The sequence below is a fragment of the Pantoea alhagi genome (genome assembly GCF_002101395.1).
GTDB lineage: Bacteria > Pseudomonadota > Gammaproteobacteria > Enterobacterales > Enterobacteriaceae > Mixta > Mixta alhagi.
Window position 1 is genome coordinate 713,560 of the sequence record NZ_CP019706.1, and the last position, 25,502, is coordinate 739,061.

General features: G+C 53.6%; 22 protein-coding genes. 11 read left to right on the forward strand and 11 right to left on the reverse strand.

Features of this window, described 5'->3' with window-relative positions:
- Positions 1-52: 52 nt before the first annotated feature.
- From aceF to pdhR, 3 genes are all read right to left on the reverse strand, one after another.
- Entirely contained in the window at positions 53-1,948 is a 1,896-nt protein-coding gene (gene aceF, locus B1H58_RS03365; RefSeq protein ID WP_085067979.1) for a pyruvate dehydrogenase complex dihydrolipoyllysine-residue acetyltransferase, read from the reverse strand.
- 13 nt (positions 1,949-1,961) lie between these two features.
- A complete protein-coding gene (gene aceE, locus B1H58_RS03370; RefSeq protein ID WP_085067980.1) occupies positions 1,962-4,625 on the reverse strand; it encodes a pyruvate dehydrogenase (acetyl-transferring), homodimeric type in 2,664 nt (887 codons plus the stop codon).
- A gap of 174 nt (positions 4,626-4,799) precedes the next feature.
- Positions 4,800-5,564, reverse strand: a complete 765-nt coding sequence (pdhR, locus tag B1H58_RS03375) for a pyruvate dehydrogenase complex transcriptional repressor PdhR (protein ID WP_085067981.1) — start codon at positions 5,562-5,564, stop codon at positions 4,800-4,802.
- A gap of 537 nt (positions 5,565-6,101) precedes the next feature.
- Between pdhR and aroP the strand changes: the two genes are divergently transcribed.
- From aroP to B1H58_RS03390, 3 genes are all read left to right on the forward strand, one after another.
- Positions 6,102-7,457: an aromatic amino acid transporter AroP gene (gene aroP / locus B1H58_RS03380; protein WP_085067982.1), complete on the forward strand. Its 1,356-nt coding sequence runs from the start codon at positions 6,102-6,104 to the stop codon at positions 7,455-7,457.
- Positions 7,458-7,622: 165 nt separating this feature from the next.
- The gene (locus B1H58_RS03385) at positions 7,623-9,038 is read left to right on the forward strand and encodes a glycoside-pentoside-hexuronide (GPH):cation symporter (protein WP_085072220.1); all 1,416 of its coding nucleotides are present in this window, start codon (positions 7,623-7,625) and stop codon (positions 9,036-9,038) included.
- Positions 9,035-10,009 (forward strand): glycoside hydrolase family 43 protein, encoded by a 975-nt coding sequence (locus B1H58_RS03390; RefSeq protein ID WP_085067983.1) that lies wholly within the window; start codon positions 9,035-9,037, stop codon positions 10,007-10,009. Before B1H58_RS03385 ends, B1H58_RS03390 begins: the two co-directional genes overlap by 4 nt.
- Here B1H58_RS03390 and ampE read toward each other — a convergent pair.
- The 3 genes from ampE to B1H58_RS03405 all read right to left on the reverse strand — a co-directional run bounded on the left by ampE (position 9,980) and on the right by B1H58_RS03405 (position 12,678).
- Positions 9,980-10,834, reverse strand: coding sequence for a beta-lactamase regulator AmpE (gene ampE / locus B1H58_RS03395; protein WP_085067984.1), 855 nt, complete (start codon positions 10,832-10,834; stop codon positions 9,980-9,982). The genes B1H58_RS03390 and ampE overlap by 30 nt on opposite strands.
- Positions 10,831-11,406 carry a 1,6-anhydro-N-acetylmuramyl-L-alanine amidase AmpD gene (gene ampD / locus B1H58_RS03400; protein ID WP_085067985.1) on the reverse strand — a complete coding sequence of 192 codons (576 nt, stop codon included), beginning with the start codon at positions 11,404-11,406 and terminating at the stop codon, positions 10,831-10,833. The genes ampE and ampD overlap by 4 nt, the downstream gene beginning before the upstream one ends.
- 75 nt (positions 11,407-11,481) lie before the next feature.
- The gene (locus tag B1H58_RS03405; RefSeq protein ID WP_085067986.1) at positions 11,482-12,678 is read right to left on the reverse strand and encodes an amino acid deaminase; all 1,197 of its coding nucleotides are present in this window, start codon (positions 12,676-12,678) and stop codon (positions 11,482-11,484) included.
- Between the two features lie 177 nt (positions 12,679-12,855).
- Between B1H58_RS03405 and nadC the strand changes: the two genes are divergently transcribed.
- The 4 genes from nadC to hofC all read left to right on the forward strand — a co-directional run bounded on the left by nadC (position 12,856) and on the right by hofC (position 16,947).
- The gene (gene nadC, locus B1H58_RS03410; RefSeq protein WP_085067987.1) at positions 12,856-13,746 is read left to right on the forward strand and encodes a carboxylating nicotinate-nucleotide diphosphorylase; all 891 of its coding nucleotides are present in this window, start codon (positions 12,856-12,858) and stop codon (positions 13,744-13,746) included.
- Between the two features lie 192 nt (positions 13,747-13,938).
- Positions 13,939-14,379: a prepilin peptidase-dependent pilin gene (gene ppdD / locus B1H58_RS03415; RefSeq protein WP_085067988.1), complete on the forward strand. Its 441-nt coding sequence runs from the start codon at positions 13,939-13,941 to the stop codon at positions 14,377-14,379.
- Positions 14,379-15,755, forward strand: a complete 1,377-nt coding sequence (gene gspE / locus B1H58_RS03420; protein WP_085067989.1) for a type II secretion system protein GspE — start codon at positions 14,379-14,381, stop codon at positions 15,753-15,755. Before ppdD ends, gspE begins: the two co-directional genes overlap by 1 nt.
- On the forward strand, positions 15,748-16,947 hold the full coding sequence (gene hofC, locus B1H58_RS03425; RefSeq protein ID WP_085067990.1) for a protein transport protein HofC: 1,200 nt from the start codon (positions 15,748-15,750) through the stop codon (positions 16,945-16,947). The genes gspE and hofC overlap by 8 nt, the downstream gene beginning before the upstream one ends.
- Here the strand turns inward: hofC and B1H58_RS03430 are convergent.
- Positions 16,944-17,984, reverse strand: coding sequence for a GMP reductase (locus B1H58_RS03430; RefSeq protein ID WP_085067991.1), 1,041 nt, complete (start codon positions 17,982-17,984; stop codon positions 16,944-16,946). The two genes, hofC and B1H58_RS03430, sit on opposite strands and share 4 nt — an antisense overlap.
- A 240-nt stretch (positions 17,985-18,224) precedes the next feature.
- On the opposite strand from B1H58_RS03430, the gene coaE reads away from it, so the two are divergent.
- The 3 genes from coaE to yacG are packed head-to-tail and all read left to right on the forward strand — an operon-like array spanning position 18,225 to position 19,801.
- On the forward strand, positions 18,225-18,836 hold the full coding sequence (gene coaE, locus B1H58_RS03435; protein ID WP_085067992.1) for a dephospho-CoA kinase: 612 nt from the start codon (positions 18,225-18,227) through the stop codon (positions 18,834-18,836).
- Between the two features lie 4 nt (positions 18,837-18,840).
- Entirely contained in the window at positions 18,841-19,584 is a 744-nt protein-coding gene (gene zapD, locus B1H58_RS03440; RefSeq protein ID WP_085067993.1) for a cell division protein ZapD, read from the forward strand.
- Positions 19,585-19,594: 10 nt separating this feature from the next.
- Complete coding sequence (yacG, locus tag B1H58_RS03445; RefSeq protein ID WP_085067994.1) at positions 19,595-19,801, forward strand: DNA gyrase inhibitor YacG; 207 nt, start codon at positions 19,595-19,597, stop codon at positions 19,799-19,801.
- Between the two features lie 25 nt (positions 19,802-19,826).
- Here yacG and mutT read toward each other — a convergent pair whose 3' ends face one another.
- Positions 19,827-20,225: an 8-oxo-dGTP diphosphatase MutT gene (gene mutT / locus B1H58_RS03450; protein WP_085067995.1), complete on the reverse strand. Its 399-nt coding sequence runs from the start codon at positions 20,223-20,225 to the stop codon at positions 19,827-19,829.
- Between the two features lie 439 nt (positions 20,226-20,664).
- Between mutT and B1H58_RS03455 the strand changes: the two genes are divergently transcribed.
- On the forward strand, positions 20,665-21,150 hold the full coding sequence (locus B1H58_RS03455; protein ID WP_085067996.1) for a hypothetical protein: 486 nt from the start codon (positions 20,665-20,667) through the stop codon (positions 21,148-21,150).
- 296 nt (positions 21,151-21,446) lie between these two features.
- Here B1H58_RS03455 and B1H58_RS03465 read toward each other — a convergent pair whose 3' ends face one another.
- The 3 genes from B1H58_RS03465 to secM form a co-directional block, all read right to left on the reverse strand.
- On the reverse strand, positions 21,447-21,902 hold the full coding sequence (locus B1H58_RS03465) for an Hcp family type VI secretion system effector (RefSeq protein WP_085067998.1): 456 nt from the start codon (positions 21,900-21,902) through the stop codon (positions 21,447-21,449).
- Positions 21,903-22,134: 232 nt separating this feature from the next.
- Positions 22,135-24,840: a preprotein translocase subunit SecA gene (gene secA, locus B1H58_RS03470; RefSeq protein WP_085072221.1), complete on the reverse strand. Its 2,706-nt coding sequence runs from the start codon at positions 24,838-24,840 to the stop codon at positions 22,135-22,137.
- A 77-nt stretch (positions 24,841-24,917) separates the two neighbouring features.
- Entirely contained in the window at positions 24,918-25,427 is a 510-nt protein-coding gene (gene secM / locus B1H58_RS03475; protein WP_085067999.1) for a secA translation cis-regulator SecM, read from the reverse strand.
- Positions 25,428-25,502: the final 75 nt, after the last annotated feature.

The window sequence follows — 25,502 nt, forward strand, 5'->3', positions numbered from 1 at the left end:
TATGGAAAACCTGGCCTGTTAAAAGGCCGGCATAAGCCGGCCTTTATTGTTACTACATCACCAGACGGCGGATATCGCTTAAGGTGTTGTTGATGATGGTGATGAAACGCGCACCATCCGCACCATCGATAACACGGTGATCGAAGGAGAGAGAGATCGGCAGCATTAAACGCGGCACAAACTCTTTACCATTCCACACCGGCTCCATTGAGGACTTAGAAACGCCCAGAATAGCCACTTCCGGCGCGTTCACAATCGGCGCGAAGTGGGTGGTGCCCAGGCCGCCGATGCTGGAGATGGTGAAACAGCCGCCCTGCATTTCGCCAGCGGTCAGCTTACCATCACGCGCTTTTTTGGAGATGGTCATCAGCTCGCGGGAAAGTTCAATGATGCCTTTCTTGTTAACATCCTTGAACACCGGAACTACCAGGCCGTTCGGCGTATCAACCGCCACGCCGATGTTAATGTATTTCTTCAGCGTCAGCTTCTGGCCATCTTCAGACAGTGAGCTGTTGAAGCGCGGCATCTGCTCCAGCGCAGCAGCGACAGCTTTCATGATGAAGACTACCGGAGTGATCTTCACATCCAGCTTACGCTTCTCAGCTTCGGCGTTCTGCTGCTTACGGAACGTTTCCAGCTCGGTGATATCGGTTTTGTCGAAGTGCGTAACGTGCGGGATCATCACCCAGTTACGGCTCAGGTTAGCACCAGAAATTTTCTGGATACGTCCCAGCTCAACCTCTTCCACCTCACCGAACTTGCTGAAGTCCACTTTCGGCCACGGCAGCATGCCCGGCAGGCCACCACCGGTTGCGGCAGCAGGCGCGGATTCAGCGCGTTTCACCGCATCTTTCACGTAAGTCTGAACGTCTTCTTTCAGAATACGTCCCTTACGGCCGGTGCCTTTGACTTTCGCCAGGTTAACGCCGAACTCACGTGCCAGACGACGGATAACCGGCGTCGCGTGTACATAGGCGTCATTCTCAGCAAACTCATCTTTACCGGATGCTTTTGCCGGAGCGGATGCAGCCGGAGCCGCCTGCTCAGCTTTTGCTGCTGGCGCGGATGCTTCTTTTTGTGCTGCCGGAGCTGCTGCAGGCGCAGCGCCTTCCACTTCAAACAGCATAATCAGCGAGCCGGTGCTGACTTTGTCGCCGGTGTTGATTTTGATCTCTTTAACCGTACCCGCGAACGGCGCCGGCACTTCCATTGAGGCTTTATCGCCTTCAACGGTGATCAGCGACTGCTCGGCGGTGACTTTATCACCCGCCTTCACCAGGATTTCGGTCACTTCAACTTCATCACCGCCGATATCCGGTACGTTCACTTCTTTGGTAGCCGAACCGCCAGAGGCTGCAGGCGCCGTAGCCGCTTCCTCTTTCACCTGCGGTTTAGCTGCTGCCGCGTTACCGGAAGCTGCGGTTTCAAACACCATAATCAATGAACCGGTGCTGACTTTGTCGCCGGTGTTGATTTTGATCTCTTTAACCGTACCCGCGAACGGTGCCGGTACTTCCATTGAGGCTTTATCGCCTTCAACGGTGATCAGCGACTGCTCGGCTTCAACCTTGTCGCCAACTTTGACCAGGATTTCGGTTACTTCGACTTCGTCGCTGCCGATGTCCGGGACATTCACTTCTTTGCTTTCCGCAGCGGCGGCGGGCTGTGCGTCAGCCTTTTTCTCGGCAGCCGGTGCTGGCTCTGCTTCTGCAGCGCCCTCCGCTTCAAAAATCATAATCAGCGAGCCGGTTTCTACTTTGTCGCCGGTGTTGATTTTAATCTCTTTGACCACGCCCGCCTGCGGCGAAGGCACTTCCATTGAAGCTTTATCGCCTTCAACGGTGATCAGCGACTGCTCGGCTTCAACCTTATCGCCAACCTTTACCAGGATTTCGGTCACTTCAACTTCATCTGCGCCGATGTCCGGGACATTAATTTCGATAGCCATTAATCTTTACCTCTTATGCCAGACGCGGGTTGACTTTATCTGCATCGATATTGAATTTGGTAATGGCGTCTGCCACTACTTTCTTATCGATTTCGCCGCGTTTAGCCAGTTCACCCAGCGCTGCTACTACCACATAGGATGCGTCCACTTCAAAGTGGTGACGCAGGTTTTCACGGCTGTCAGAACGGCCAAAGCCGTCGGTGCCCAGTACGCGATAATCGCTGGCCGGGATATAGCTGCGAACCTGTTCCGCAAACAGTTTCATGTAGTCGGTAGAGGCAACGGCCGGTGCATCGTTCATCACCTGAGCGATATAGGGTACGCGCGCTTGTTCTGTAGGATGCAGCATGTTCCAGCGTTCACAATCCTGGCCGTCGCGTGCCAGTTCAGTGAAGGAAGTCACACTGTAAACGTCAGAGCCGATACCGTAATCTTTCGCCAGGATCTCTGCCGCTTCGCGTACGTGACGCAGGATAGCGCCGGAGCCCAGCAGCTGTACTTTACCTTTGCTACCTTCCAGGGTTTCCAGCTTGTAGATACCCTTACGGATACCCTCTTCTGCGCCCTGCGGCATTGCCGGCATACGGTAGTTTTCGTTCAGCGTGGTGATGTAGTAGTAAATATTTTCCTGCGCTTCGCCATACATACGCGTCAGGCCGTCCTGCATGATCACCGCGACCTCATAGGCATAAGCCGGATCGTAGGAGATACAGTTCGGGATCGTCAGCGCCTGAATGTGGCTGTGACCATCTTCATGCTGCAGACCTTCGCCGTTCAGGGTAGTACGACCGGAGGTACCGCCGATAAGGAAGCCGCGCGCCTGTTGGTCGCCCGCCGCCCAGCAGAGATCGCCGATACGCTGGAAGCCGAACATTGAGTAATAGATGTAGAACGGAATCATCGGCAGGTTGTTGGTGCTGTAAGAGGTCGCAGCAGCCAGCCAGGACGCGCCTGCACCCAGCTCGTTGATCCCTTCCTGCAGAATCTGGCCTTTCTCATCTTCTTTATAGTAAGCAACCTGCTCACGGTCCTGCGGCGTGTACTGCTGGCCGTTCGGGCTGTAAATACCGATCTGACGGAACAGGCCTTCCATACCAAAGGTACGCGCTTCGTCAGCGATGATCGGCACCAGACGATCTTTGATCGACTTGTTCTTCAGCATCACGTTCAGCGCACGCACAAAGGCGATGGTGGTAGAGATTTCTTTGTTCTGCTCTTCCAGCAGCGGCGCGAAATCTTCCAGCGACGGCAGCTCAAGCTTCTCGGTGAAGTTTGGCTGACGGCTTGGCAGATAACCACCCAGCTTCTGACGCTGGCCGTGCAGATAGTTGTACTCTTCAGAACCTTCTTCGAAGGTCACATACGGCAGCGTTTCCAGGTTTTCATCGGTTACCGGAACATTGAAGCGATCGCGAACGTAGCGCACGCCTTCCATGTTCATTTTCTTCACCTGGTGAGCGATGTTTTTACCTTCAGCGGTATCGCCCATACCATAGCCTTTAATGGTATGCGCCAGAATGACCACCGGCTTGCCTTTGGTCTCCTGCGCTTTTTTAAACGCCGCATAGATTTTCTTCGGATCGTGACCGCCACGGTTCAGAGCGAAAATCTCATCGTCGGACATATCTTTAACCAGCGCAGCGGTTTCCGGATATTTACCGAAGAAGTGCTCACGCACATAGGCGCCATTGCGGGATTTAAAGGTCTGATAGTCGCCGTCAACGGTTTCGTTCATCAGCTGGATCAGCTTGCCGCTGGTATCTTTACGCAGCAGTTCGTCCCAACGGCTGCCCCAGATCACCTTGATCACTTCCCAGCCGGCGCCGCCAAAGATGCCTTCCAGTTCGTTGATGATCTTGCCGTTGCCGGTTACCGGACCATCCAGACGCTGCAGGTTACAGTTGATAACGAAAACCAGGTTATCCAGCTTCTCGCGGGTGGCGATAGTGATCGCGCCTTTAGATTCCGGCTCATCCATTTCGCCATCACCAAGGAAAGCGTAAACGGTCTGAGCAGAGGTATCTTTCAGACCACGGTGCTCCAGATATTTCAGGAACTTCGCCTGATAGATCGCCGACAGCGGACCCAGACCCATAGAAACGGTCGGGAACTGCCAGAAGTCCGGCATCAGTTTAGGATGCGGATAGGAAGAGAGACCTTTGCCATGCACTTCCTGACGGAAGTTGTTCATCTGCTCTTCGGTCAGACGACCTTCAAGGAAGGCGCGTGAATAAACGCCTGGAGAGATGTGGCCCTGGAAATAAACCAGATCGCCGCCGTCTTTATCGTTGCGCGCGCGGAAGAAATGGTTGAAACACACTTCATAAATGGTCGCCGACGACTGGAAAGATGAGAGGTGACCGCCCAGCTCCAGATCTTTTTTCGACGCACGCAGTACCGCCATCATGGCGTTCCAGCGAATTGCGGAACGGATACGACGCTCCAGAGAGGTATTGCCCGGATAGTCCGGCTCTTCTTCAACGGCGATAGAGTTAACATAGTTGCTGACAGCAGAGCCTGCAGCGACATTCACGCCGCCTTTACGCGCTTCACTCAGAACCTGATCGATCAGGAACTGCGCACGCTCAACACCTTCTTCACGGATGACCGATTCGATCGCCTGTAGCCAGTCGCGGGTTTCGATCGGATCCACGTCATTATGTAAACGTTCTGACATGGGGGTATTCCTTATCTGTGTCTAATTCGTTGAATTGTCTGGAGCCTGTCTCCCTGCATTCTGATTCAGTCCAAAATGCAAGGAGACAGGCCCGTCGTTAGTTGCCGCGTATCCCTTCGTTTTACAGGCTAATGAGTTAACCCTGCAAAATGTATGGTTATATCAGTTTACGCGTTATTCCTTACGTTGCTGTAAACGACGCAGGGAGCGTTCACGACGCGTCTGCTCCCGACTTCTGTCCAGCAATATCTCCTCGATAAACGCCAGATGGCGGTGTGAAGCCTCGCGCGCCTTTTCCGGCTCGCGGGCTACAATCGCCTCAAAAATACTGGCGCGATGACTGCTTACCTGCGCCAGCATTTCCCGGCGTGAGTAGAGCAATTCAAAGTTTTGACGAACGTTTTTTTCCAGCATCGGGCCCATTGAGCGTAGCAAATGCAGCAGCACCACATTATGCGCCGCCTCTGTTACGGCAATCTGATACTGCATAACCGCATCGGCTTCGGCATCCAGATCGCCGCTCTGTTGGGTATGCTGGATAGCCAGATGGCAATCGCGTATGCGCTGCAAATCTTCTTCGGTTCCCCGCAGCGCAGCGTAATAAGCCGCGATGCCTTCCAGCGCATGGCGGGTTTCCAGCAGGTCGAACTGAGATTCGGGGTGATCGGCGAGTAACGCCACCAGAGGATCGCTCAGGCTTTGCCAAAGATTCTTCTGAACAAAGGTGCCACCGCCCTGTCGACGCAGCAGAAGCCCTTTTGCCTCCAGACGCTGTATCGCTTCACGCAAAGAGGGGCGAGAAACGTCAAACTGCTTAGCCAGCTCCCGCTCAGGGAGAAGCTTTTCACCCGGACGCAGCGTTCCCTCCATGATCAGGGACTCAAGCTGTTGCTCAATTGCATCCGAGAGCTTAGGTTGGCGAATCTTACTGTAGGCCATTGTCCCTTCTTCTGCCAGGCACCGAAGTCAATTGGTAATACCAATTGCAAAAAAGTGAAGCTAAAGTAACAAAGTATTCACCTTCTGTCTATATGGCATCTGCCAGAAGCGGGGTGAAGGTCACGTCCTTAAATGGGCGTAAACAGTAACGAAAATGCGTTATTTCCGGCAGAACGCTAAATATCGCCGTTGATTTTTACCAAACCTTACACGGATTTAGATCCGAATCTCATTTTATGTCATAAGCGAAAGCTATTCGTCTTTATTCGAATTAAATGGCACAAAAAAGAAATTCTGGCGTGACGGCAGCAACGTTTTTTATGGGTCGCTGCGTACCGGCAGAGAAAGCAGGTGCATTCGGGCGCGCTTAACATTATTCTTGGCGTCGGGGTAGCATCGCAGGCAATTTGAATCAACCCAAACTGTAAAATAAACAATACAAAAAGCGTAACGGTATAAATACAAGCGTACCGTCTGTCTGCGGACATTACAGCGCCAACTCTTCAGGGAAGGCGAAGAACTAACACGAGGGTTTTTATGGAACAACAGCAGGGCGATACGCTGAAGCGCGGATTAAAAAACCGTCATATTCAGCTGATTGCATTGGGCGGTGCCGTGGGTACCGGCCTGTTTCTGGGAATCGGGCAAACCATTCAGATGGCCGGGCCATCGGTCTTATTAGGCTATGCCATCGGCGGTTTTATCGCGTTTCTGATTATGCGTCAGCTGGGCGAAATGGTGGTGGAAGAGCCGGTAGCCGGATCCTTTAGCCACTTCGCCTATAAATACTGGGGCAACTTTGCAGGCTTCGCTTCTGGCTGGAACTATTGGGTGCTGTATGTGCTGGTTGCGATGGCTGAACTCACAGCGGTCGGCAAGTATATTCAGGTCTGGTGGCCAGACTTTCCCTCGTGGGCCACTGCCGCCGTGTTCTTCGTCCTGATAAACGCCATCAACATGACCAACGTAAAAGTTTACGGTGAGATGGAGTTTTGGTTCGCCATTATTAAAGTTGTCGCGGTCGTTGGCATGATCCTGTTTGGCGGCTGGCTGCTGCTGAGCGGTCAGGGCGGCCCGCAGGCTTCGGTCAGCAACATCTGGGCGCAGGGCGGCTTTTTCCCGCACGGCATTAGCGGGCTGGTTATGGCGATGGCGGTGATTATGTTCTCGTTCGGCGGTCTGGAGCTGGTTGGCATTACCGCCGCTGAAGCGGATGACCCATCGAAAAGCATTCCGCGTGCCACTAACCAGGTGATCTACCGCATCCTTATTTTCTATATCGGCTCGCTGGCGGTGCTGCTGTCGCTCTATCCGTGGGTCAAGGTGGTTGGCGAAAGCAGCCCGTTCGTGATGATTTTTCACGACCTTGGTGAAACGCTGGTGGCCAACGTGTTGAACGTGGTGTTTCTGACGGCGGCGCTGTCGGTCTATAACAGCTGCGTCTACAGCAACAGCCGTATGCTTTATGGCCTGGCGAAACAGGGCAGCGGCCCGCAGGCGCTGCTGAAGGTTGACCGTCGCGGCGTTCCTTATGTTGCGCTGGGCGTCTCGGCGCTGGCTACGGCGATTTGCGTACTGATTAACTATTTTATGCCGGGCGAAGCCTTCGGCCTGCTGATGGCGCTGGTGGTTTCTGCTCTGGTGATTAACTGGGCGATGATCAGCCTGGCGCATCTGAAATTCCGTAGAGCGAAAGATCGCCAGGGCGTGCAGACCCGTTTCCGCGCCATTCTCTATCCGGCCGGTAACTGGATCTGTTTGGTGTTTCTGGCCGCGATTCTGGTGATTATGTTGATGACGCCGGGCATGGCAATCTCCGTCTGGCTTATTCCGGTCTGGCTGGTAGTGCTGGCGATGGGTTACGCCATCAAAAATCGCTCGCAGCGAAGCTGATGATTTACCGGGCGCATAAGCGCCCGGTTTTGTTTGCGCCAATAGTTACGCTCTTCACACTTTTCTCTTCGCAGTTATTTTGTCCATCTTGATGACCAACCTGTATTAGTGCCCGCAATCGTTAAGCCGCAATAATCATTCCAGTGCTCACAGGAGAATAAAATGATGAAAGGCTCTGCGCTTCCTTTTAGAGAAAAGCTGGGTTATGGCATGGGCGACGCTGGCTGCAATATGATTGGCGGCGCCATTATGCTGTTCCTTAGCTACTTCTATACCGATGTCTTTGGCCTGTCGCCTGCGCTGGTGGGCGTGTTGCTGCTTTCCGTACGCGTATTGGATGCGGTAACCGATCCTCTGATGGGCGCGATTGCCGATCGCACCCAAAGCCGCTGGGGCCGCTTTCGTCCCTGGCTGCTGTGGGTTTCAGTTCCGTATGTTGTATTTAGCGTACTGATGTTTACCACGCCGGACTGGAGTTATGAATATAAGGTGGTCTACGCCTTTGTTACCTACTTCCTGATGTCGCTGGCCTACACGGCAATTAATATTCCCTACTGCTCGCTGGGCGGCGTTATTACTAACGATCCCCATGAACGTGTTTCCTGCCAGTCTTACCGGTTTGTAATGGTTGGCATCGCGACGCTAATTCTGTCGCTTACCCTGTTGCCGATGACCGAGTGGTTCGGCGGCGGCGATCGGGCGCGGGGTTATCAGATGGCGATGGCCGTAATGGCCATTATCGGACTGCTGATGTTCCTTTACTGCTTCGCTACCGTGCGCGAGCGTATCCGCCCTGCTGTGCCGAGCAATGACGACCTGAAAAACGACCTGCGCGATGTCTGGAAAAACGACCAGTGGGTGCGAATTTTGCTGCTAACCTTTTGTAACGTGTGCCCTGGCTTTATTCGCATGGCGGCCACCATGTATTACGTGACCTGGGTGATGGGCCAATCCACCCACTTTGCTACGCTGTTTATCAGTCTTGGCGTGGTTGGCATGATGATCGGCAGCACGCTGGCGAAGGTCATGACCGACCGCTGGTGTAAGCTGAAAGTCTTTTTCTGGACCAACATCGCGCTGGCTATTTTTTCCTGCGGCTTTTATTTCCTTAATCCACAGGCCACGGTGCTGGTTACCCTGATGTATTTTCTGCTCAATATCCTGCACCAAATCCCTTCCCCGCTGCACTGGTCGCTGATGGCGGATGTAGATGACTATGGCGAATGGAAAACCGGCAAGCGTATTACCGGCATCAGCTTCTCCGGGAATCTCTTCTTCCTGAAGGTCGGTCTGGCGGTAGCCGGGGCGATGGTAGGTTTCCTGCTCTCATTTTATGGCTATGATGCAGGCGCTAAGCAGCAGGGCAGCAGCGCGCTGAACGGTATTGTGTTGCTGTTCACCGTGATCCCCGGCATCGGTTATTTAATTACCGCAGGCGTGGTTCGCCTGTTAAAAGTTGATCGTCATTTAATGCAAACCATTCAGCAGGATCTGGCGAAACGGCGTGAAAACTATCGTGAGCTGAGCGCGCTGCGCGAAGGCAATGCTTTTGATATTAAACCAGAAGGAACGGCATCATGACTCAGTGGCCCAACCCGTTAATTGAACAACGCGCGGACCCCTTTATTTTACGCTACGAGGATCGCTACTACTTTATCGCCTCCGTTCCTGAATACGATCGCCTTGAGCTACGCTGCGCCGATACCCTCGTCGATCTTGCCGCAGCGCAGCCGGTGGTGGTGTGGCGTAAGCCTGATGTTGGTCCGATGAGCGCATTAATCTGGGCACCGGAAATTCATTACATCGATGGGCAATGGGTGATCTACTTCGCCGCAGCACCAACGCGCGAGATTAAAGAAGGTCTGTTTCAGCATCGAATGTACGCCCTGACCTGTGATGATGCCGATCCGTTAAGCGGCAACTGGCAGGAGCGTGGTCGTATCCGCACTCCTATCGACAGCTTCTCGCTGGATGCCACCACCTTTCATCATCAGGGCAAACAGTGGTATTTATGGGCGCAAAAGGATCCGGCGATCCCGGGTAACTCAAACCTTTATCTGGCAGAGCTGGAGAATCCCTGGACGCTAAAAGGCAAGCCGGTAATGCTCAGCCGCCCTGAGTATGAATGGGAATGTGCCGGTTTTAGCGTCAACGAAGGGCCAGCGGTAATTCGTCACGGCAACCGGCTGTTTGTAAGCTATTCAGCCAGCGCAACGGATGAAAATTATTGTCTGGGGCTGCTGTGGATCGATGTGGATGACGACCCAATGCAGCCAGCCAACTGGAATAAATCAGCCCGACCGGTCTTTTCCACCAGCTGGGAAAACCGTCAGTATGGACCGGGCCACAACAGCTTTACCGTAGATGAGGCGGGTAACGATCTGCTGGTCTATCACGCACGCAACTATACGGAAATTGAAGGGGATCCGCTGTGGGATCCGAACCGGCATACGCGTATCAAAGATATTCGCTGGGATGCTAACGGCATGCCCGACTTCGGCGTGCCGCCAGCCGATACGCTGCTAAACCAGCGTGCCGTAAATAGTCAATAACGCGACTACGACCACGATCACCAGCGAGACCTTTTTGGCCAGCGCCACGGCTATCCGTGGCGTTTCCACGCTGTCCCACCGCTCGTCGCGCTCCAGCGAATACTGCGCCAGATGAGTTAACACCTGATACTGCGGGCGGCGCAAATCGCTCAACGCTGCAAACCAGGCTGGCAGCGCTCGCTCGCCGTGTCCCAGCAGTGCATAAGCCACGCCAGCCAGCCGAACCGGTATCCAGTCAACCCAGTGCAGAATACGGTCGATCCCGGAGCGGGCACGCTCAAGCGGCGTATAGTGCTTTGCCAGCCAGCTCTGCCATGCACGCAGAAAAGCGTAACCCACCAGCAGCACCGGCCCGTAAGCGCCGCCAACCACAAACCAGAACAGCGGCGCCAGATAAAAACGGTAATTGATCCACAGCAGCGCGTTTTGTAGCTCTTTCAATGTTTCCTGCTGGTTGCACTCCACCGGCATGCCGTGAATCAGCGTCAGCTCTTCCGCCATCGCACTACAGGCATTGGCATCGCCGTGGCTGGCCGCCTTCAGATAAGCGTGATAATGCAGCCGCACCGAGCCCGCGCCGATACACAATATGCCAGTCAGGATCCAGAACAGCAGTTGTACCATGCCAAAAAACAGTCCGCGCAGCGACAGAATCACCACCAAAACCACCAGCATCGCCACCAGCGTCATGGCAGTTGTTTGCCAGAGTGAAAAGTGACGGCGGCGTCGGAAAAAAGGCTCCAGTCGATGGTCAAGCTGCCAGTGTTCGCCCATTTTAAACAGGCGCTCCCAACCTAAAACCAGTAACAAGGAAAAAAGCGTCATGCATTCCGCTCCGGTAAATGTAAGCTGGCGGCTTCCGGCAAGCCGCGCAGAAAGCGAGCCCAGTCAAATGCCGGGCCAGGATCGGTTTTACGCTCCGGTGCAATATCACTGTGCCCGGTAATTTGCGCAGGCGTAATCGGATAATGCTGCATCAGCAGATGCGTCAGGGCCTGTAAAGCGTGATACTGCGCGTCGCTGTAGGCCAGCGTATCGGTGCCTTCGAGTTCAATGCCAATCGAGAAATCATTGCAGTTCTCGCGCCCCTGCCAGCACGATACGCCTGCATGCCAGGCGCGCTTATCGAAAGGAACATACTGCACGATTTCCCCATCGCGTCGAATCAGGCAATGGGCCGCCACGCGCAGATGAGCGATCTCCGCAAAATAAGGATGCGCTGCGGGATCCAACGTGCCGGTAAACAGCGCATCAATCCACGGGCCGCCAAACTCGCCGGGCGGCAGACTGATGTTATGCACCACCAGCAGGCTGGGAACCTCTCCCTGCGGACGAATATTGAAATGCGGTGACGGCACATGGCGAACGCCCATTAGCCAGCCATCTTTTAACTCCATGCCTGGATCTCCTGTTCGTTTTTTTCCACAGCCTAACATGAATTTGTCACTCTCTTTACATTCCTTGTGCCACCGTTAAAAACAGGTCTCCAGCACCTCAGTCACCGCCAGCGTCTCATCAACCAGACAGAAATAACGCCATTTATCAAAGGTCAGGCAGGGATGCGATGCGCCAAAGGCGATGATGTCGCCAGGCTGCAGCGTATGTTCTGTCGGTCCTGCTAGGAACAGATGTTGATCCATCAGCTTAACGGTGCGCCAGCGCTCATCCAGCGTAACCGGCTGCGTGGCCTGGCCGTGCCAGACGCGCAAAGCCACCGGCATATCATCATGAGCAATATCACGCTTGCCCAGCGCAACAATTACCCTGCCCGGCTCCGGCACCGACTGTACGCAGGCGAAGATCTCCATCGCCGGCAATAGCGCCTCCTCCAGTTCTGGCTGACGCGCCAGTACGTTCTGCTGCGCCTGCTGATAAATCCCGTGGTCGTGAACCAGATAACAGCCGGGTCGCATCACGGTAAGAAAAGCATCGCGCGCCTGTTGCTGAGCAAACGCTTGCGCCACGCGATCGTACCAGGCGGAACCGGAAGCGGTAATCAACGGCTGCGTCCGTTTAAAAACGCCTGCGTTTTTTAGCTGTAGCGCAACGGCGACCAGACGCTCGATAAAGTCATCAATCTGCGGCCGCTCGCCGTTGATGACGCCCTCATAGCCTTCCACGCCGCACAGCTCCAGCGCCGGTTCAGCCTTCACGGCGGCGAGCAACGCATTGATTTGCTCATCGCTACGACAGCCGCAGCGCCCGTTGGCGACGCCCAGCTCCAGCAGTACCTGTAATTTTAACTGCTGCCTGGCGAAAAACTCCCCCAGCTGCCTTACGTTCTCTACGCTATCCACCAGACAGTAAAAATCCACCTGATGTTGCTGCAGCATATCCGCAACGATCTGCATATTGGCGCGTCCGATCAACTGGTTAGCCATCAGGATGCGCTTGATCCCCTCTTTCGCCGCGACCGCGCTTTGCACAGCGGTAGCCAGCGTGATCCCCCACGCTCCGGCGGCTATCTGGCGGCGAAAAAGGCCAGGAGCCATGGTAGTTTTGCCATGTGGAGCCAGCAGAGCGCCGTGCCGATTGGCTAAGGCCTGCATCCAGTGCAGGTTATGCTCCAGCGCATTTTGATGCACCACCAGCGCCGGCAGGGAGACATCAGTTAAAAGGTGCCGTCCGGTAACCGGCAGGCCTTTTTGTGGGCAGGTTAAAGAGAACATTTACCGTTTCCTTTGCGACTCAATTTATTCACCAATACCCTGGCGATAACAAAAGCGCCACCATAAAAACTTTTGTAGCAAAATTGTTTAGTTCACTAAACTTTTTCGCACTCTACTGGTGCCTGTCAGCCGTCCAGGCTACATTAAGCCCACGCTAAAAACCATTACGGGAACCCTATGACACAGCGACGTTATAATCCAGAGAGCCGACGGGCGGCGCTGCTTTCACGTATCGAAGATGATATTCCAGGTAGCGTGGAGCAGGCATTACGCGAAGATCTCGGCGGCGAAATTAATGCGGATAATGATATTACCGCCAGTCTGCTGCCTGCCGATAAACAGGCACAGGCCACCGTTATCACGCGGGAAGGCGGTGTTTTCTGTGGTAAACGCTGGGTAGAAGAAGTGTTTATTCAGTTGGGCAATCAGGCGCAGCTAACCTGGCATGTTGCTGACGGTGATATCATTGAGCCGGAACAGAAACTTTTTGACGTTGCCGGTCCGGCGCGCCTGTTGCTTACCGCTGAGCGCACCGCACTTAATTTCGTACAAACGCTTTCCGGTACCGCCAGCGAAGTAAAGCGCTATGTCACGCTGCTGGAAGGCACACAAACCCGGCTGTTAGATACGCGCAAAACCCTGCCAGGCCTGCGTACTGCCCTAAAGTATGCGGTTTTATGCGGCGGCGGCGAGAACCATCGCCTGGGCTTATCCGACGCCTTTCTGATCAAAGAGAACCATATTATCGCCAGCGGCTCGATTCGTCAGGCAGTTGAAAAAGCGCTCTGGCTACACCCGGATGTGCCAGTTGAGGTAGAAGTGGAAACGCTGGATGAGCTGGAGCAGGCGCTGGCCGCCGGGGCCGATATTGTGATGCTGGATAATTTTACCGTTGAGCAAATGCGCGAAGCGGTAAATATCAACCAGCGCCGCGCGCTGCTGGAGGTTTCCGGCAATGTTACCGACCAGACGTTACGCCTGTTTGCGGAAACCGGCGTTGATTATATTTCGGTTGGTGCCCTGACCAAACATGTCCGCGCGCTGGACCTGTCAATGCGTTTTCATTAATTCCGCCTGTGGCGCCAGGTTTGCGCGCCACTTTTCTCAGCCAGAAATGAGATCCCGCTTCCATCCTGCGAGCCATCCAGAGTAACAACCTCATCTTTTTTCCAGCCCTGCTTCCTGTTTGTTTACCCCATCCTCGCCCCGCCTTGCTCTGTAGATTAACGTCTGCCGGGTTATCAACATGGAGGGTTACAAATGCAACAACAGGGTTTTACGCTAATTGAGCTGATGATTGTTATTGGGATCGTCGCCATACTCAGCGCCATCGGCATGCCGGCTTACCAGAGCTATCTGCAAAAGGCAGCCCTTACCGATATGCTGCAAACCATGCTGCCTTATAAAACGGCGGTTGAGCTTTGCGCCGTTGAGCATGGCGCAACGTCTGGCTGTAGCGCGGGCAGCAATGGCGTTCCCGCCGCGAAGGGCTCGCGCTATGTCTCAGCGGTAAGCGTGGCATCTGGCACCATTAAGCTGACCGGACAAGAGAGCCTGAATGGCCTGACCGTGACGCTGACGCCGCAGTGGCAAAGCAATGAGGGCCAGATGAACTGGCAACGCAGCTGTGACAGCAGTAACAGCAGCCTGAAAGATAACTGCCGCGCTGTTTTCCGCTTTGATGATATTGAGAATCCATGATGAAAGAGCCGGAAAGGAATCTGCGCGAGCTATGTCGTCAATATCAGGCGGTGCTGCTCAATGAAGACCAGAAAACCATTACCGTTGCGCTGGCTGGAGTGCCCTCTGCCGGGATGCTGGAAGCGCTGCATTTCACCAGCCAGCGTCGCGTGCAAACCGAACGCTGGCCGCAGGCGCGGCTGGAGCAATATCTTCAGTCAGAGGGCGACGACGCAGAAAAAGCGCAGGAGCCGATCACGCTGCTGGTCAATCATCTCCTGTTGCAGGCTTTTCAACGCCGCGCGTCAGATATTCATATTGAACCCTGCGCTACAGGAATGCGGGTTCGGCTGCGTATTGATGGAGTGCTGCAGCCGCTGCAAAACATTAGCGAAACCCAGCAGGCGGCGCTGATCGCTCGCCTTAAAATTCTTGGCAACCTTGATATTGCCGAACGACGACTGCCGCAGGATGGACAATTTACCCTGCAGCTGCAGGGCCTACAGGCAGCTTTTCGGCTTTCGACCCTGCCCCTGCGTACAGGAGAAAAAGCGGTGATCCGCCTGCTGCAAAGCGAAGCGCAGGATCTGGCGCTGGACAAGCTGGGTATGCCGCCAGATGTCCTCGCCCAGTTTCGCCGCGCGCTGGCCCAGCCGCAGGGCTTGATTCTGGTTACTGGCCCTACCGGCAGCGGCAAAACCTTTACGCTCTACAGCGGGTTGCACACGCTGAATCAGCCGGGAAGAAACGTGTGCAGCGTTGAGGATCCGGTGGAGATTCCCCTGCCGGGCGTTAACCAGACGCAAATTAACCCGCGTGCCGGACTCGATTTTCAATGCGTATTGCGCGCCCTGCTGCGCCAGGATCCTGACATTATTATGCTGGGTGAAATCCGTGATGCGGAAAGCGCCGGAATTGCGGTTAAGGCGGCGCAAACCGGTCATCTGGTGCTATCCACTTTGCACACTAACTCCACGACAGAAACGCTGACCCGACTGGGGCAAATGGGCATTCCAGGCTATCTGCTGGCCTCAGCGCTACGCCTGGTCATTGCACAGCGTCTGGTGCGCCGCCTTTGCCCGCACTGCCGCGCTCCGGCAGAAACCCTTCACGATTTGCCTGAACAGAACAGGACTGGCCCGCTGCAGACCTGGCAGGCGGTGGGCTGCGATCACTGCTTCTCTGGCTATTATGGCCGGCTGCCGCTGTTTGAAATGCTTCCCATAAACAGTGAGTTGCAAACGGCTATTGCCGGAAACGCCAGTAGCGAAACCTTAAGCCTGCTGGCTCAGCGACAGCAGCTTAACAGTCTGTTTATTGAAGGGCTGAACGCAGTCAATCGGGGAGACACCTCACTGGCGGAGGTTTATCGGGTAATAGGTGTCGGCCATGGCTAACTGTCGTCTCTGGCACTGGCAGGCAATGAATCAGCAAGGCGAAATCGTTGCGGGAAGCTGGCTGCTGTCGGAAGAGCAGCAAATTATGACCATTATGGCGCAGCAGCATCTCCTGCCGCTTTCCTGTAAACGCGGCAGGTATTACCGCTCACGAGACTGGAAAACGCCGCAAAAAATTGCGTTGATGCATCAGTTGGCAACGCTGTTAAAAGCGGGCTTAACGCTTTCCGTCGGGCTGCACCTGTTAAGCGAAGGCGAGACGCATGCCGGCTGGCGCACCCTGCTGCTGGCATTGCGGGAAGAAGTGGCGCAGGGAACGCCTTTTTCTGCCGCGCTGGCGAAGTGGCCGATGATCTTCCCGCCGCTCTATGCGGCCCTGATGCAGGTTGGCGAGCTGACTGGTCAGCTGGATCGCTGCTGTTTACAGTTAGCGAGCCAACAGGAGCGGCAGTTGCGTTTACATAAAAAGGTCGTGACCGCATTGCGTTATCCAGGATTTATTTTACTGGTTGCCCTGACGGTGGCGCTTGGCATGCTGTTACTGGTGCTGCCGGAATTCGTTTCTATTTATCATGCGCTTAACGCACCACTGCCCGCTTTTACCGCCGCCGTGCTGGCTCTCTCCGCCGCGCTGCAACGGCTGTTTGTTCCGCTGGCGCTCGCTATAGCGTGCCTGTTTGCCGCATGGCGCTATCTGCGTAAACATCGGCCCGGCTGGCAACGTCGTGAACAGCGCTGCCTGTTGCGTACGCCTCTGCTGGCAACCTTGTGGCGCGGTAGCCTGCTTAGCCAGATCTTTACTACCCTCACTTTAACGCAGCAGGCAGGACTGCCCTTGCTGCAAGGGCTTCAGGCGGTTGAACATACCCTCACGCCGCTACTGTGGCGCGAAACAATGCAGCAGCTACAGAGGAAGATTGCTGACGGTACTCAGCTACATCAGGCAATTGCGGACAGCACGCTTTTTACGCCGCTTTGTCGTCAACTGATAAAGGTAGGTGAGGAAGCCGGAGCGCTGGATAACCTGCTGGCACGCCTGGCGCAGTGGCATGAAAACCAGACGCATGAACGGGCGGATACGCTGGCAGCGACGCTGGAACCGGTAATGATGATCATTACCGGTGCCATTGTCGGAACGCTGGTGGTCGCAATGTACCTGCCCATCTTTAACCTGGGCGAGGTTATTGGTTAGCGGTTAAAAACGCGGTTTTCCTGCTCCGCTACGCGAATAAAAGTAGTGCGTTTCGTCAGCTCTTTTAGCCGCTCCGCGCCAACGTAAGTACAAGCGGAACGCAGGCCGCCCAGGATATCGCGCGCCGTTGCCTCTACCGGGCCGCGCAACGGCAGCTTAACCGTCTTGCCTTCGGCGGCACGATACTCCGCTACGCCGCCAACGTGGCGCTTCATAGCGGATTCTGAACTCATGCCATAAAACAGCATGAATTTTTCACCGTTTTCTTCCACTACGCGCCCTTCGCATTCATCATGCGCGGCCAGCATACCGCCGAGCATCACGAAATCTGCACCGCCGCCGAAAGCTTTCGCTACATCGCCCGGCACTGAACAGCCGCCATCGCTGACAATTTGCCCGCCCAGGCCGTGAGCGGCATCGGCGCATTCAATCACCGCCGACAGCTGCGGATACCCTACGCCGGTTTTTACCCGCGTGGTGCATACCGAGCCGGGGCCAATCCCTACTTTTACGATATCCGCACCCGATAGAATCAACTCTTCGACCATTTCACCGGTAACCACATTACCGGCGCAGATGGTTTTATCCGGGCAGGCTTCGCGTGCGCGCTGCAGGAATTGTACGAAATGTTCGGAATAGCCGTTGGCCACATCAATACAGATAAATTTGAGCGCGGGAGAAAGCGCCAGGATCGCCTGCAGTTTAGTGAAGTCGGCATCCGAGGTTCCGGTGGATACCATGACATGTTGCAGCACCTGTTCAGGCACGCGTTGAACAAACGCGCGCCACTCATCAACGCTGTAGTGTTTATGCACCGCAGTCAGGATATCAAAACTGGCCAGCACTTCCGCCATGCGAAAGGTGCCCACGGTATCCATATTGGCGGCAATAATGGGGACGCCAGACCAGGCGATACCGGAATGTTTAAAAGTAAACTGACGGCTCAGATCCACCTGCGAGCGGCTTTTCAGAGTAGAACGCTTGGGACGAATCAGCACATCTTTAAAACCAAGCTTTAGATCTTCTTCAATACGCATAACATCATTCCTGGGTTTTTGGCGACGATCTGACGATCGGGTGCTGCTGCCAGCTCCAGTGACGTTATCATACGCGCTAAAAACGCGCGTACAAGACTGCGAAAATAGCTTTAATTACGCTACAATCCCGTAAATTTACCTGAAGATAGTTAATGTGATCGCCACGGCAAAATTTATTGCTGTCGCTAGCGATTAATCGCAGGCAACCTGGCGTTTACAGGCGAAGCAGGAACTGAACAGATGTCTTATACAGTCGCGCTGACCGGTGGAATCGGCAGTGGAAAAAGTACCGTTGCTGCTGCCTTTGCCGGGTATGGCGTGGAAATTATTGATGCGGACATCATTGCCCGTCAGGTAGTAGAGCCAGGCCAGCCCGCGCTGCAGGAAATTGCGACGCGCTTTGGTTCAACGATTCTTCATGCGGACGGTACGCTAAATCGCGCCGCACTGCGTCAGACTATCTTTAACTCCCCGGCTGAGAAAGCCTGGTTAAATCAGTTATTACATCCACTGATCCATGCCGAGACGCGCCGACAGCTGGCTGCGGTCCGCTCGCCCTGGTGCTTATGGGTAGTGCCGCTGCTGGTGGAAAACCGGTTGGAAAAACTGGCCGATCGTGTACTGGTGATTGACGTTGAGCCTGAGGTTCAGATTCAACGAACCATGGCTCGCGATCGGATCACGCGCGAACAGGCTGAAAAAATCATTGCGGCCCAGGCCACGCGTACGGCGCGCCTGGCCGTAGCGGATGACATCATTGAAAACAGCGGGCAACCTCACGAAGTGTTGCCGCTGGTCGCCGAACTGAATCAGCGCTATCTGGCGCTGGCCGGAGCGATAAAACAGGATTAACAGCATGAGCAAAATCGTTCTTTTCGAACACCCGTTAAATGAGAAAATGCGTACCTGGCTAAGAATTGAGTTTTTGCTCCAGCAACTGCAGGCCAGTATCAATATCACCAGTCACCTCACCGCTCTGACATTTTTTCGCAACATCAGTGAGCTGTTGGATGTTTTTGAACGTGGAGAGCTGCGTACCGAGATCCTTAAAGAGCTGGAGCGCCAGCAACAAAAACTGCTGGCCTGGAGCGATGTTCCGGGCGTGGATATCCAGCGTGTAGAAGCGCTGCGTCAGCAGCTAAAATCACGCGCCAGCGAGCTAATGGCTGCGCCGCGTATTGGTCAGGCCTTACGAGAAGATCGCCTTATTGCGCTGGTACGTCAGCGTTTAAGCATTCCCGGCGGCTGCTGCAGTTTTGATTTGCCAACGCTACATGTCTGGCTGCATCTTGATCAGTCGTTGCGGGATACGCAGGTTGCCAGCTGGATGGATACGTTGGATCCGCTACGCCAGTCATTGCTTATGATTCTGGAGCTGATCCGCCAGTCCGGCGTTTTCCGTCATCAGACCAGCCTGAACGGCTTTTATCAGGATAACGCTGAAGGTGCCGATTTGCTGCGCCTGCAGCTACCGCTGGAAGCCAGTCTGTACCCGCAGGTTTCGGGCCATAAAACCCGTTATGCGATTCGTTTTTTACCGCTCGACAGCGAACGTGGCGAAATTCCGGCACGTCTCGATTTCGAGCTGGCCTGTTGTTAGAGGTGTTATGATGAACAATGATGTGACTACCGTCGCCTGCCCAACCTGCGGCAAGGCGGTTATCTGGGGTGAACAGAGCCCGTTTCGGCCTTTTTGCTGTAAACGCTGTCAGCTTATCGATTTAGGCGAATGGGCTGCTGAAGAGAAACGCATCGCCAGCAGTAACGATCTGTCAGACAGCGATGACTGGAGCGAAGAGGATATTCCCCGTCATTAGCCAGAGGCAGCTTTGCTGCCTCTGATTACGGGCGCGCCTCGGCCAGCAGGCGCGCAACCAGCTTGTGATTCGCTGGCGGAAATTCGTCAGCAATCAGCTCACGCTGCGGCACCCAACGCTGTGGCTGCCCTTCTCGCCCCCACGGCTCGCCTTGCCACTGTTCAACCATAAAGAAGTGCAGCGTGACGCGCACATCCTGGTAGGTATGATCGGCATTGCCAAATGCGGTAGCCGCGATGACGGCAATGCCGGTTTCTTCCAGCAGCTCACGCTTCAGCGCCTGCTCAGGCGTTTCGCCTGGCTCGATTTTGCCGCCCGGAAACTCCCACATATTCGCCATATGGGAATTGGCCGGACGACGCGTCAGAAAGATTTCCTGCTGCGCATTACGGATGATGCCAACAGCCACCTGAAGATGTTTCATTTTCGCATCCTTGTTAATGGAATGAAGGGCAGTATAGCTTGATTTTGTTACGCTTTATACCGTTCCGGCTGCGGATACGAGCGGCTCATCTCGCCTCTCCACCGCCCTGTTCGTTGCGCTTTCTGTTATTTAACGCCACGCCAGAACAGGCCTCGTTAACAGGTCAATTAATGCGCAACCGTTTTTAAGCGATTATAATGCCAGCGTTTGTTTTATTATGAATGATAAACAATTAATGCTTCGCTTTATTTAAAACGGCAATGCTCGCCGGGAGGAAAATAGCGCAATCGCTGGGAAAAGGGATGCGAGCATCCTTTATTTGGGCGGAGAAAACACTGGATAATATTCATCATGGCGCGGAGCGTATCTCCTGGTAATCAAGCTGCTTTATCGATAAACATCATGATGTTTGCCAGCAGCTAAAACGGAAGATGTGAGGATGATAAAAGCCCTGAAAGAGTTATACAAAAGGAAAGATGTCATCCTTGATATTTTCATTTACTATATCGATTATCTTTTTCAACAAGTTAGTCATTATTTATTACAAGAATCCGTCATAAAAACATCAGGACTTATTTCTGACACAGTCAATGATAAAGCAACAAAATACGCCCTGTCATATACGCTGGCGAAAATTTTAATCGGATCTTCAGATGTTTACCTCACGAAAAGAATCAGATTAAACAATAACTTGTATACTGGCTTCAGTGTATTCCAATTTTATGGAAAGGTCCAAAAGGCAGCCATGGCCACCCGTCGCCTGAAAGAAATAGACTATTGTTTCTACAAAATCCTTTATAGCCAAAATATTGAAATGCTTTATATCTATGTTGAGCCGGTTATGAGAAAAATTATCGATCGGGTACAAGAAGGTTCCCCTGTAACAGCGGAAGATTTAATAAAAATAGTTAAGGATTATAAATAATGCCAATGGCCATTTTAAGGTTCTTTAAAGTTACTTTTTTTAAATACTTCATAGAAGACTGCCTTCCCGTTTTATTATTGATTTTCCTGGGCGCTATTTATTGCGCTTATTTTATGGAATACTGGGGAACGCTAATGTTGCTATCACTATTTTTAGCCATCCATTTATGTGTGAAAATAGTTAAATGGATAGAGAAATAGCCAGCCGGAGAGATTTAACAATAGTAACTATCCCAGCACTTTGTTGGCACTGGGCTAAATTAGATATAAAGCTCATTAACTAAGGGCAAGCGCTAGTCAAAAAACCGAGCGGTGGTTTTTTATATCCCAGCCGTAGCGGGTTTCCGCGCCCTTCCCGCCTCTGGCCGTTTGCTCCCAGTACTGCATTTTCACCCTGTCCGCCTCAAATTCATATTCAACGCTGGGCAGCTCACCGCTGTCATTTAATACCATCTGCGCTACAAAAACATTCTCCAGCGTAATGCGGTAATATTCGATGGCACCAAAGCCCGCCTTACAGGCTGACAGTTCGACTTTACGGATGCGATTGCCGTTAGAAGCGTAGAGCAGCATTACCGGCGTGGCTTTATCAATCTGCGTATGAACCGTTAAATTTTGATAGTTGACCAAAGCATTGCTTGCCGCGCCGCGCCTGTTTCCCCAGCTATAAGAAAGTACATCGATCCAACCCGTATGATGCGCGTCCTGAGATTCCCCGGTGACATGATCCACATTGAGATAAAGGCTACTCATACTATTGCCATCCTTAGTTATCTGTTTCCATTTAGCCGAGTATATCTTGCCAGCCGGCTAAAAACTTTAACGGTTCCTTTAATTAGCCTGCTGATTTACAAAGAAAATTATCTGAATAACGGATGGATCAGTAACAGAGGCTGAATAAGTAAGAAAGCGCCATTACCCGCGTTGCGTGTTGCACCCCAATAAAAAAGGGAGCCTTTTGGCTCCCTTTTCACTGTTAACTTAATCAGGCCAGGCGGCCGTGACACTGCTTGTATTTTTTACCAGAGCCACACGGGCAAGGATCGTTACGTCCAACCTTACGCTCGCCGGTTTCAGCAGCCAGCGCGGCGGCCGCTTCTGTAGCATCATCAACGTGGCTTAACCGCTGCTGCTGTGCCAGACGCTCTGCATCTTCACGGCGCTGCGCTTCCATCGCCTCGACTTCTTCTGGCATACGCACCTGGACTTTGCTCAGAGTGCTGATCACTTCATATTTCAGTGATTCCAGCATTGCGGCAAACATAGCGAAAGATTCACGCTTATATTCCTGCTTCGGATCCTTCTGTGCGTAGCCGCGCAGATGAATACCCTGACGTAAATAGTCCATCGCCGCCAGATGCTCTTTCCACAGCGAATCCAGCGTTTGCAGCATGACGCCTTTTTCAAAGCTGCGCATCATCTCGGCGCCGACCACTTCTTCTTTACGCTGATATTCTTCTTTCGCCTGCGTCATAATACGCTCGCGCAGCGTTTCCTCATGCAGTTCCGGCTCTTTATCCAGCCACTGGCGAATCGGCATATCCAGATCGAAGTCGTTTTTCAGGCGCTCTTCCAGCCCGGCAACATCCCACATCTCTTCCAGCGACTGCGGCGGGATATAGCTGTCGATCGTGGACTTAAATACGTCCTCGCGAATGCTGTTAATGGTTTCGCTAACGTCAGCCACGTCCAGCAGTTCATTACGCTGTGAGTAAATAGCACGACGCTGATCGTTGGCCACATCATCATATTCCAGCAGCTGCTTACGAATATCAAAGTTGCGGCTTTCCACTTTACGTTGCGCGTTGGCAATGGCCTTGGTAACCCAGGGGTGCTCAATGGCTTCGCCCGGCTTCATCCCCAGCTTACGCATCATATTCGATACGCGATCGGAGGCGAAAATACGCATCAGCGCATCTTCCATCGACAGATAGAAACGGGATGAACCCTGGTCGCCCTGACGACCTGAACGACCGCGCAGCTGGTTATCGATACGACGCGACTCATGGCGCTCAGTACCGATAATATGCAGACCGCCCGATGCCAGGACCGCATCATGACGCTCTTTCCAGGCCGCTTTAATGGCAGCAATCTGCTCTTCGGTCGGGTTTTCCAGCGCAGCAACTTCTGCCTGCCAGCTACCGCCCAGCATAATGTCAGTACCACGACCCGCCATGTTGGTGGCGATGGTTACTGCGCCCGGCTGACCAGCCTGCGCCACGATATCGGCCTCACGCGCGTGGAACTTCGCGTTCAGTACATTGTGCTTGATACCGGCACGCGTCAGCTCGTTAGATACCACTTCCGATTTTTCGATCGAAATCGTACCAACAAGGATCGGCTGACCGTTGGCGGTACGCTCACGAATATCCTCAATGATCGCATCGATCTTCTCTTTCTCGGTCATGTAGACCAGATCGGGCAGATCCTTACGCACCATCGGGCGGTTGGTGGGGATAACAATCGTATCCAGTTTGTAGATAGAGCTAAATTCAAACGCTTCGGTATCCGCTGTACCGGTCATCCCGGCCAGCTTCTCATACAAGCGGAAGTAGTTCTGGAAGGTGATCGAGGCCAGCGTCTGGTTTTCATTCTGAATCTCAACGCCTTCTTTTGCTTCAATCGCCTGATGCAAGCCATCTGACCAGCGGCGGCCCTGCATAGTACGGCCGGTATGCTCATCGACGATAACCACTTCGCCGTCTTTAACGATGTAGTCGACGTCACGCGTGAACAGCACGTGCGCACGCAGGGCAGCAGTAACGTGGTGCATCAGCATGATATTGGTCGGCGAGTAGAGTGATTCGCCTTCAGCCATAATGCCTTCCTGCACCATCAGTTCTTCAATAGCGACCAGACCACGTTCGGTCAGGTGTACCTGACGGGCTTTTTCATCTACCGAGAAATGGCCTTCGCCCTGGAAAGTGTCAGAATCTTCTTTCTCCTGACGGATCAGGTTCGGGATGATTTTGTTTACTTTGATATAGAGTTCAGAGCTGTCTTCTGCCGGGCCGGAGATAATCAGCGGCGTACGCGCCTCATCGATAAGAATGGAGTCGACCTCATCCACCAGCGCATAGTGCAGTTTACGCTGAACGCGCTCTTCCGGGCTGAACGCCATGTTATCGCGCAGATAGTCAAAGCCATATTCGTTATTGGTGCCGTAAGTAATATCGGCAGCGTAGGCTTCTCGCTTGGCGGGCGCGGGCATGCCCGGCAGGTTGATCCCCACTGACAGGCCAAGGAACTCAAACAGCGGACGGTTGTTTTCTGCATCGCGCTGGGCCAGATAATCGTTGACGGTCACCACGTGTACGCCTTTACCGCTCAGCGCATTCAGATAAGCGGGCAGCGTCGCGGTCAGGGTTTTACCTTCACCGGTGCGCATTTCAGCGATACAACGATCGTTCAGTACCATGCCGCCAATCAGCTGCACGTCAAAGTGACGCATGCCGAATACGCGCTTGCTCGCCTCACGAACGGTGGCAAAGGCTTCGGGGAGCAGGCTGTCCAGCTCTTCGCCTTTTTCCAGACGGGCGCGAAACGCCTGGGTTTTCGCTTTCAGTTCATCATCAGAGAGCTTTTCGAAATCCGGCTCCATTTTGTTGATGATTTCTACCGTTTTACGCATGCGGCGCAGCGTACGGTCGTTACGACTGCCAAATACCTTGGTTAACAACTTAGTTAGCATAATAAATACATTCTCATCTTTACCGCCGTGTTTGCGGTTCATTTTTTATAGTATATGGATTAAGGACTGCTCAGGCTTCAGCTGAGAATGTAAGGTCCGGCGCGGATACCCTGTACCTGGGCCAGCCAGATACCGATATGATAATCCGGCGTAACAGAAACGGCAGGTTGTTGCGTATGGCGGATAATTACCGGCTGACGCGGCTCATGCGTAAGCAGTGCGTTAAGCGTATCTAACAGCGCCATTTTCTGCACGGCAAGCGGCAGGGTTTCTTCCGCATCGGGCAGATTTTGTGGCGTAAGCGCAAAGGAGAGGTGGCGAATGACGGTGCGGATCGCATGCTGATGCCAGTAATCCACGCTGAAGTTGGCACGACGGACATTCCCCTGCAGCAGCACGAGATTATCAACCCGTACAGCGCTACCGGTAATCAGTTTTTTCGCTGTGGCTTCTGGGCGACTATTTTGTTCAGCACTCTGGGCGTGCGCAGCAGGCAGGCCAAGGCTTGCCGCCACCATGCCAAATAACAGATGCGGCCAAAAGTAACGCCTGCCTAATTGTCGCCAACGGTGAAAAATAGCGATCACAACGGTTTCCGTCTGGCAGGTAGCGACCTGCCCTTCTTCAATGAATAATTAGCGGCTTTGTTCCATCTGGCGTAT

Bases quoted from the DNA above. Each gene is read 5' to 3' on its own strand.
- aceF (WP_085067979.1), bottom strand. From the start codon at position 1,948: ATGGCTATCGAAATTAATGTCCCGGACATCGGCGCAGATGAAGTTGAA.
- aceE (WP_085067980.1), bottom strand. From the start codon at position 4,625: ATGTCAGAACGTTTACATAATGACGTGGATCCGATCGAAACCCGCGAC.
- pdhR (WP_085067981.1), bottom strand. From the start codon at position 5,564: ATGGCCTACAGTAAGATTCGCCAACCTAAGCTCTCGGATGCAATTGAG.
- aroP (WP_085067982.1), top strand. From the start codon at position 6,102: ATGGAACAACAGCAGGGCGATACGCTGAAGCGCGGATTAAAAAACCGT.
- B1H58_RS03385 (WP_085072220.1), top strand. From the start codon at position 7,623: ATGAAAGGCTCTGCGCTTCCTTTTAGAGAAAAGCTGGGTTATGGCATG.
- B1H58_RS03390 (WP_085067983.1), top strand. From the start codon at position 9,035: ATGACTCAGTGGCCCAACCCGTTAATTGAACAACGCGCGGACCCCTTT.
- ampE (WP_085067984.1), bottom strand. From the start codon at position 10,834: ATGACGCTTTTTTCCTTGTTACTGGTTTTAGGTTGGGAGCGCCTGTTT.
- ampD (WP_085067985.1), bottom strand. From the start codon at position 11,406: ATGGAGTTAAAAGATGGCTGGCTAATGGGCGTTCGCCATGTGCCGTCA.
- B1H58_RS03405 (WP_085067986.1), bottom strand. From the start codon at position 12,678: ATGTTCTCTTTAACCTGCCCACAAAAAGGCCTGCCGGTTACCGGACGG.
- nadC (WP_085067987.1), top strand. From the start codon at position 12,856: ATGACACAGCGACGTTATAATCCAGAGAGCCGACGGGCGGCGCTGCTT.
- ppdD (WP_085067988.1), top strand. From the start codon at position 13,939: ATGCAACAACAGGGTTTTACGCTAATTGAGCTGATGATTGTTATTGGG.
- gspE (WP_085067989.1), top strand. From the start codon at position 14,379: ATGAAAGAGCCGGAAAGGAATCTGCGCGAGCTATGTCGTCAATATCAG.
- hofC (WP_085067990.1), top strand. From the start codon at position 15,748: ATGGCTAACTGTCGTCTCTGGCACTGGCAGGCAATGAATCAGCAAGGC.
- B1H58_RS03430 (WP_085067991.1), bottom strand. From the start codon at position 17,984: ATGCGTATTGAAGAAGATCTAAAGCTTGGTTTTAAAGATGTGCTGATT.
- coaE (WP_085067992.1), top strand. From the start codon at position 18,225: ATGTCTTATACAGTCGCGCTGACCGGTGGAATCGGCAGTGGAAAAAGT.
- zapD (WP_085067993.1), top strand. From the start codon at position 18,841: ATGAGCAAAATCGTTCTTTTCGAACACCCGTTAAATGAGAAAATGCGT.
- yacG (WP_085067994.1), top strand. From the start codon at position 19,595: ATGAACAATGATGTGACTACCGTCGCCTGCCCAACCTGCGGCAAGGCG.
- mutT (WP_085067995.1), bottom strand. From the start codon at position 20,225: ATGAAACATCTTCAGGTGGCTGTTGGCATCATCCGTAATGCGCAGCAG.
- B1H58_RS03455 (WP_085067996.1), top strand. From the start codon at position 20,665: ATGATAAAAGCCCTGAAAGAGTTATACAAAAGGAAAGATGTCATCCTT.
- B1H58_RS03465 (WP_085067998.1), bottom strand. From the start codon at position 21,902: ATGAGTAGCCTTTATCTCAATGTGGATCATGTCACCGGGGAATCTCAG.
- secA (WP_085072221.1), bottom strand. From the start codon at position 24,840: ATGCTAACTAAGTTGTTAACCAAGGTATTTGGCAGTCGTAACGACCGT.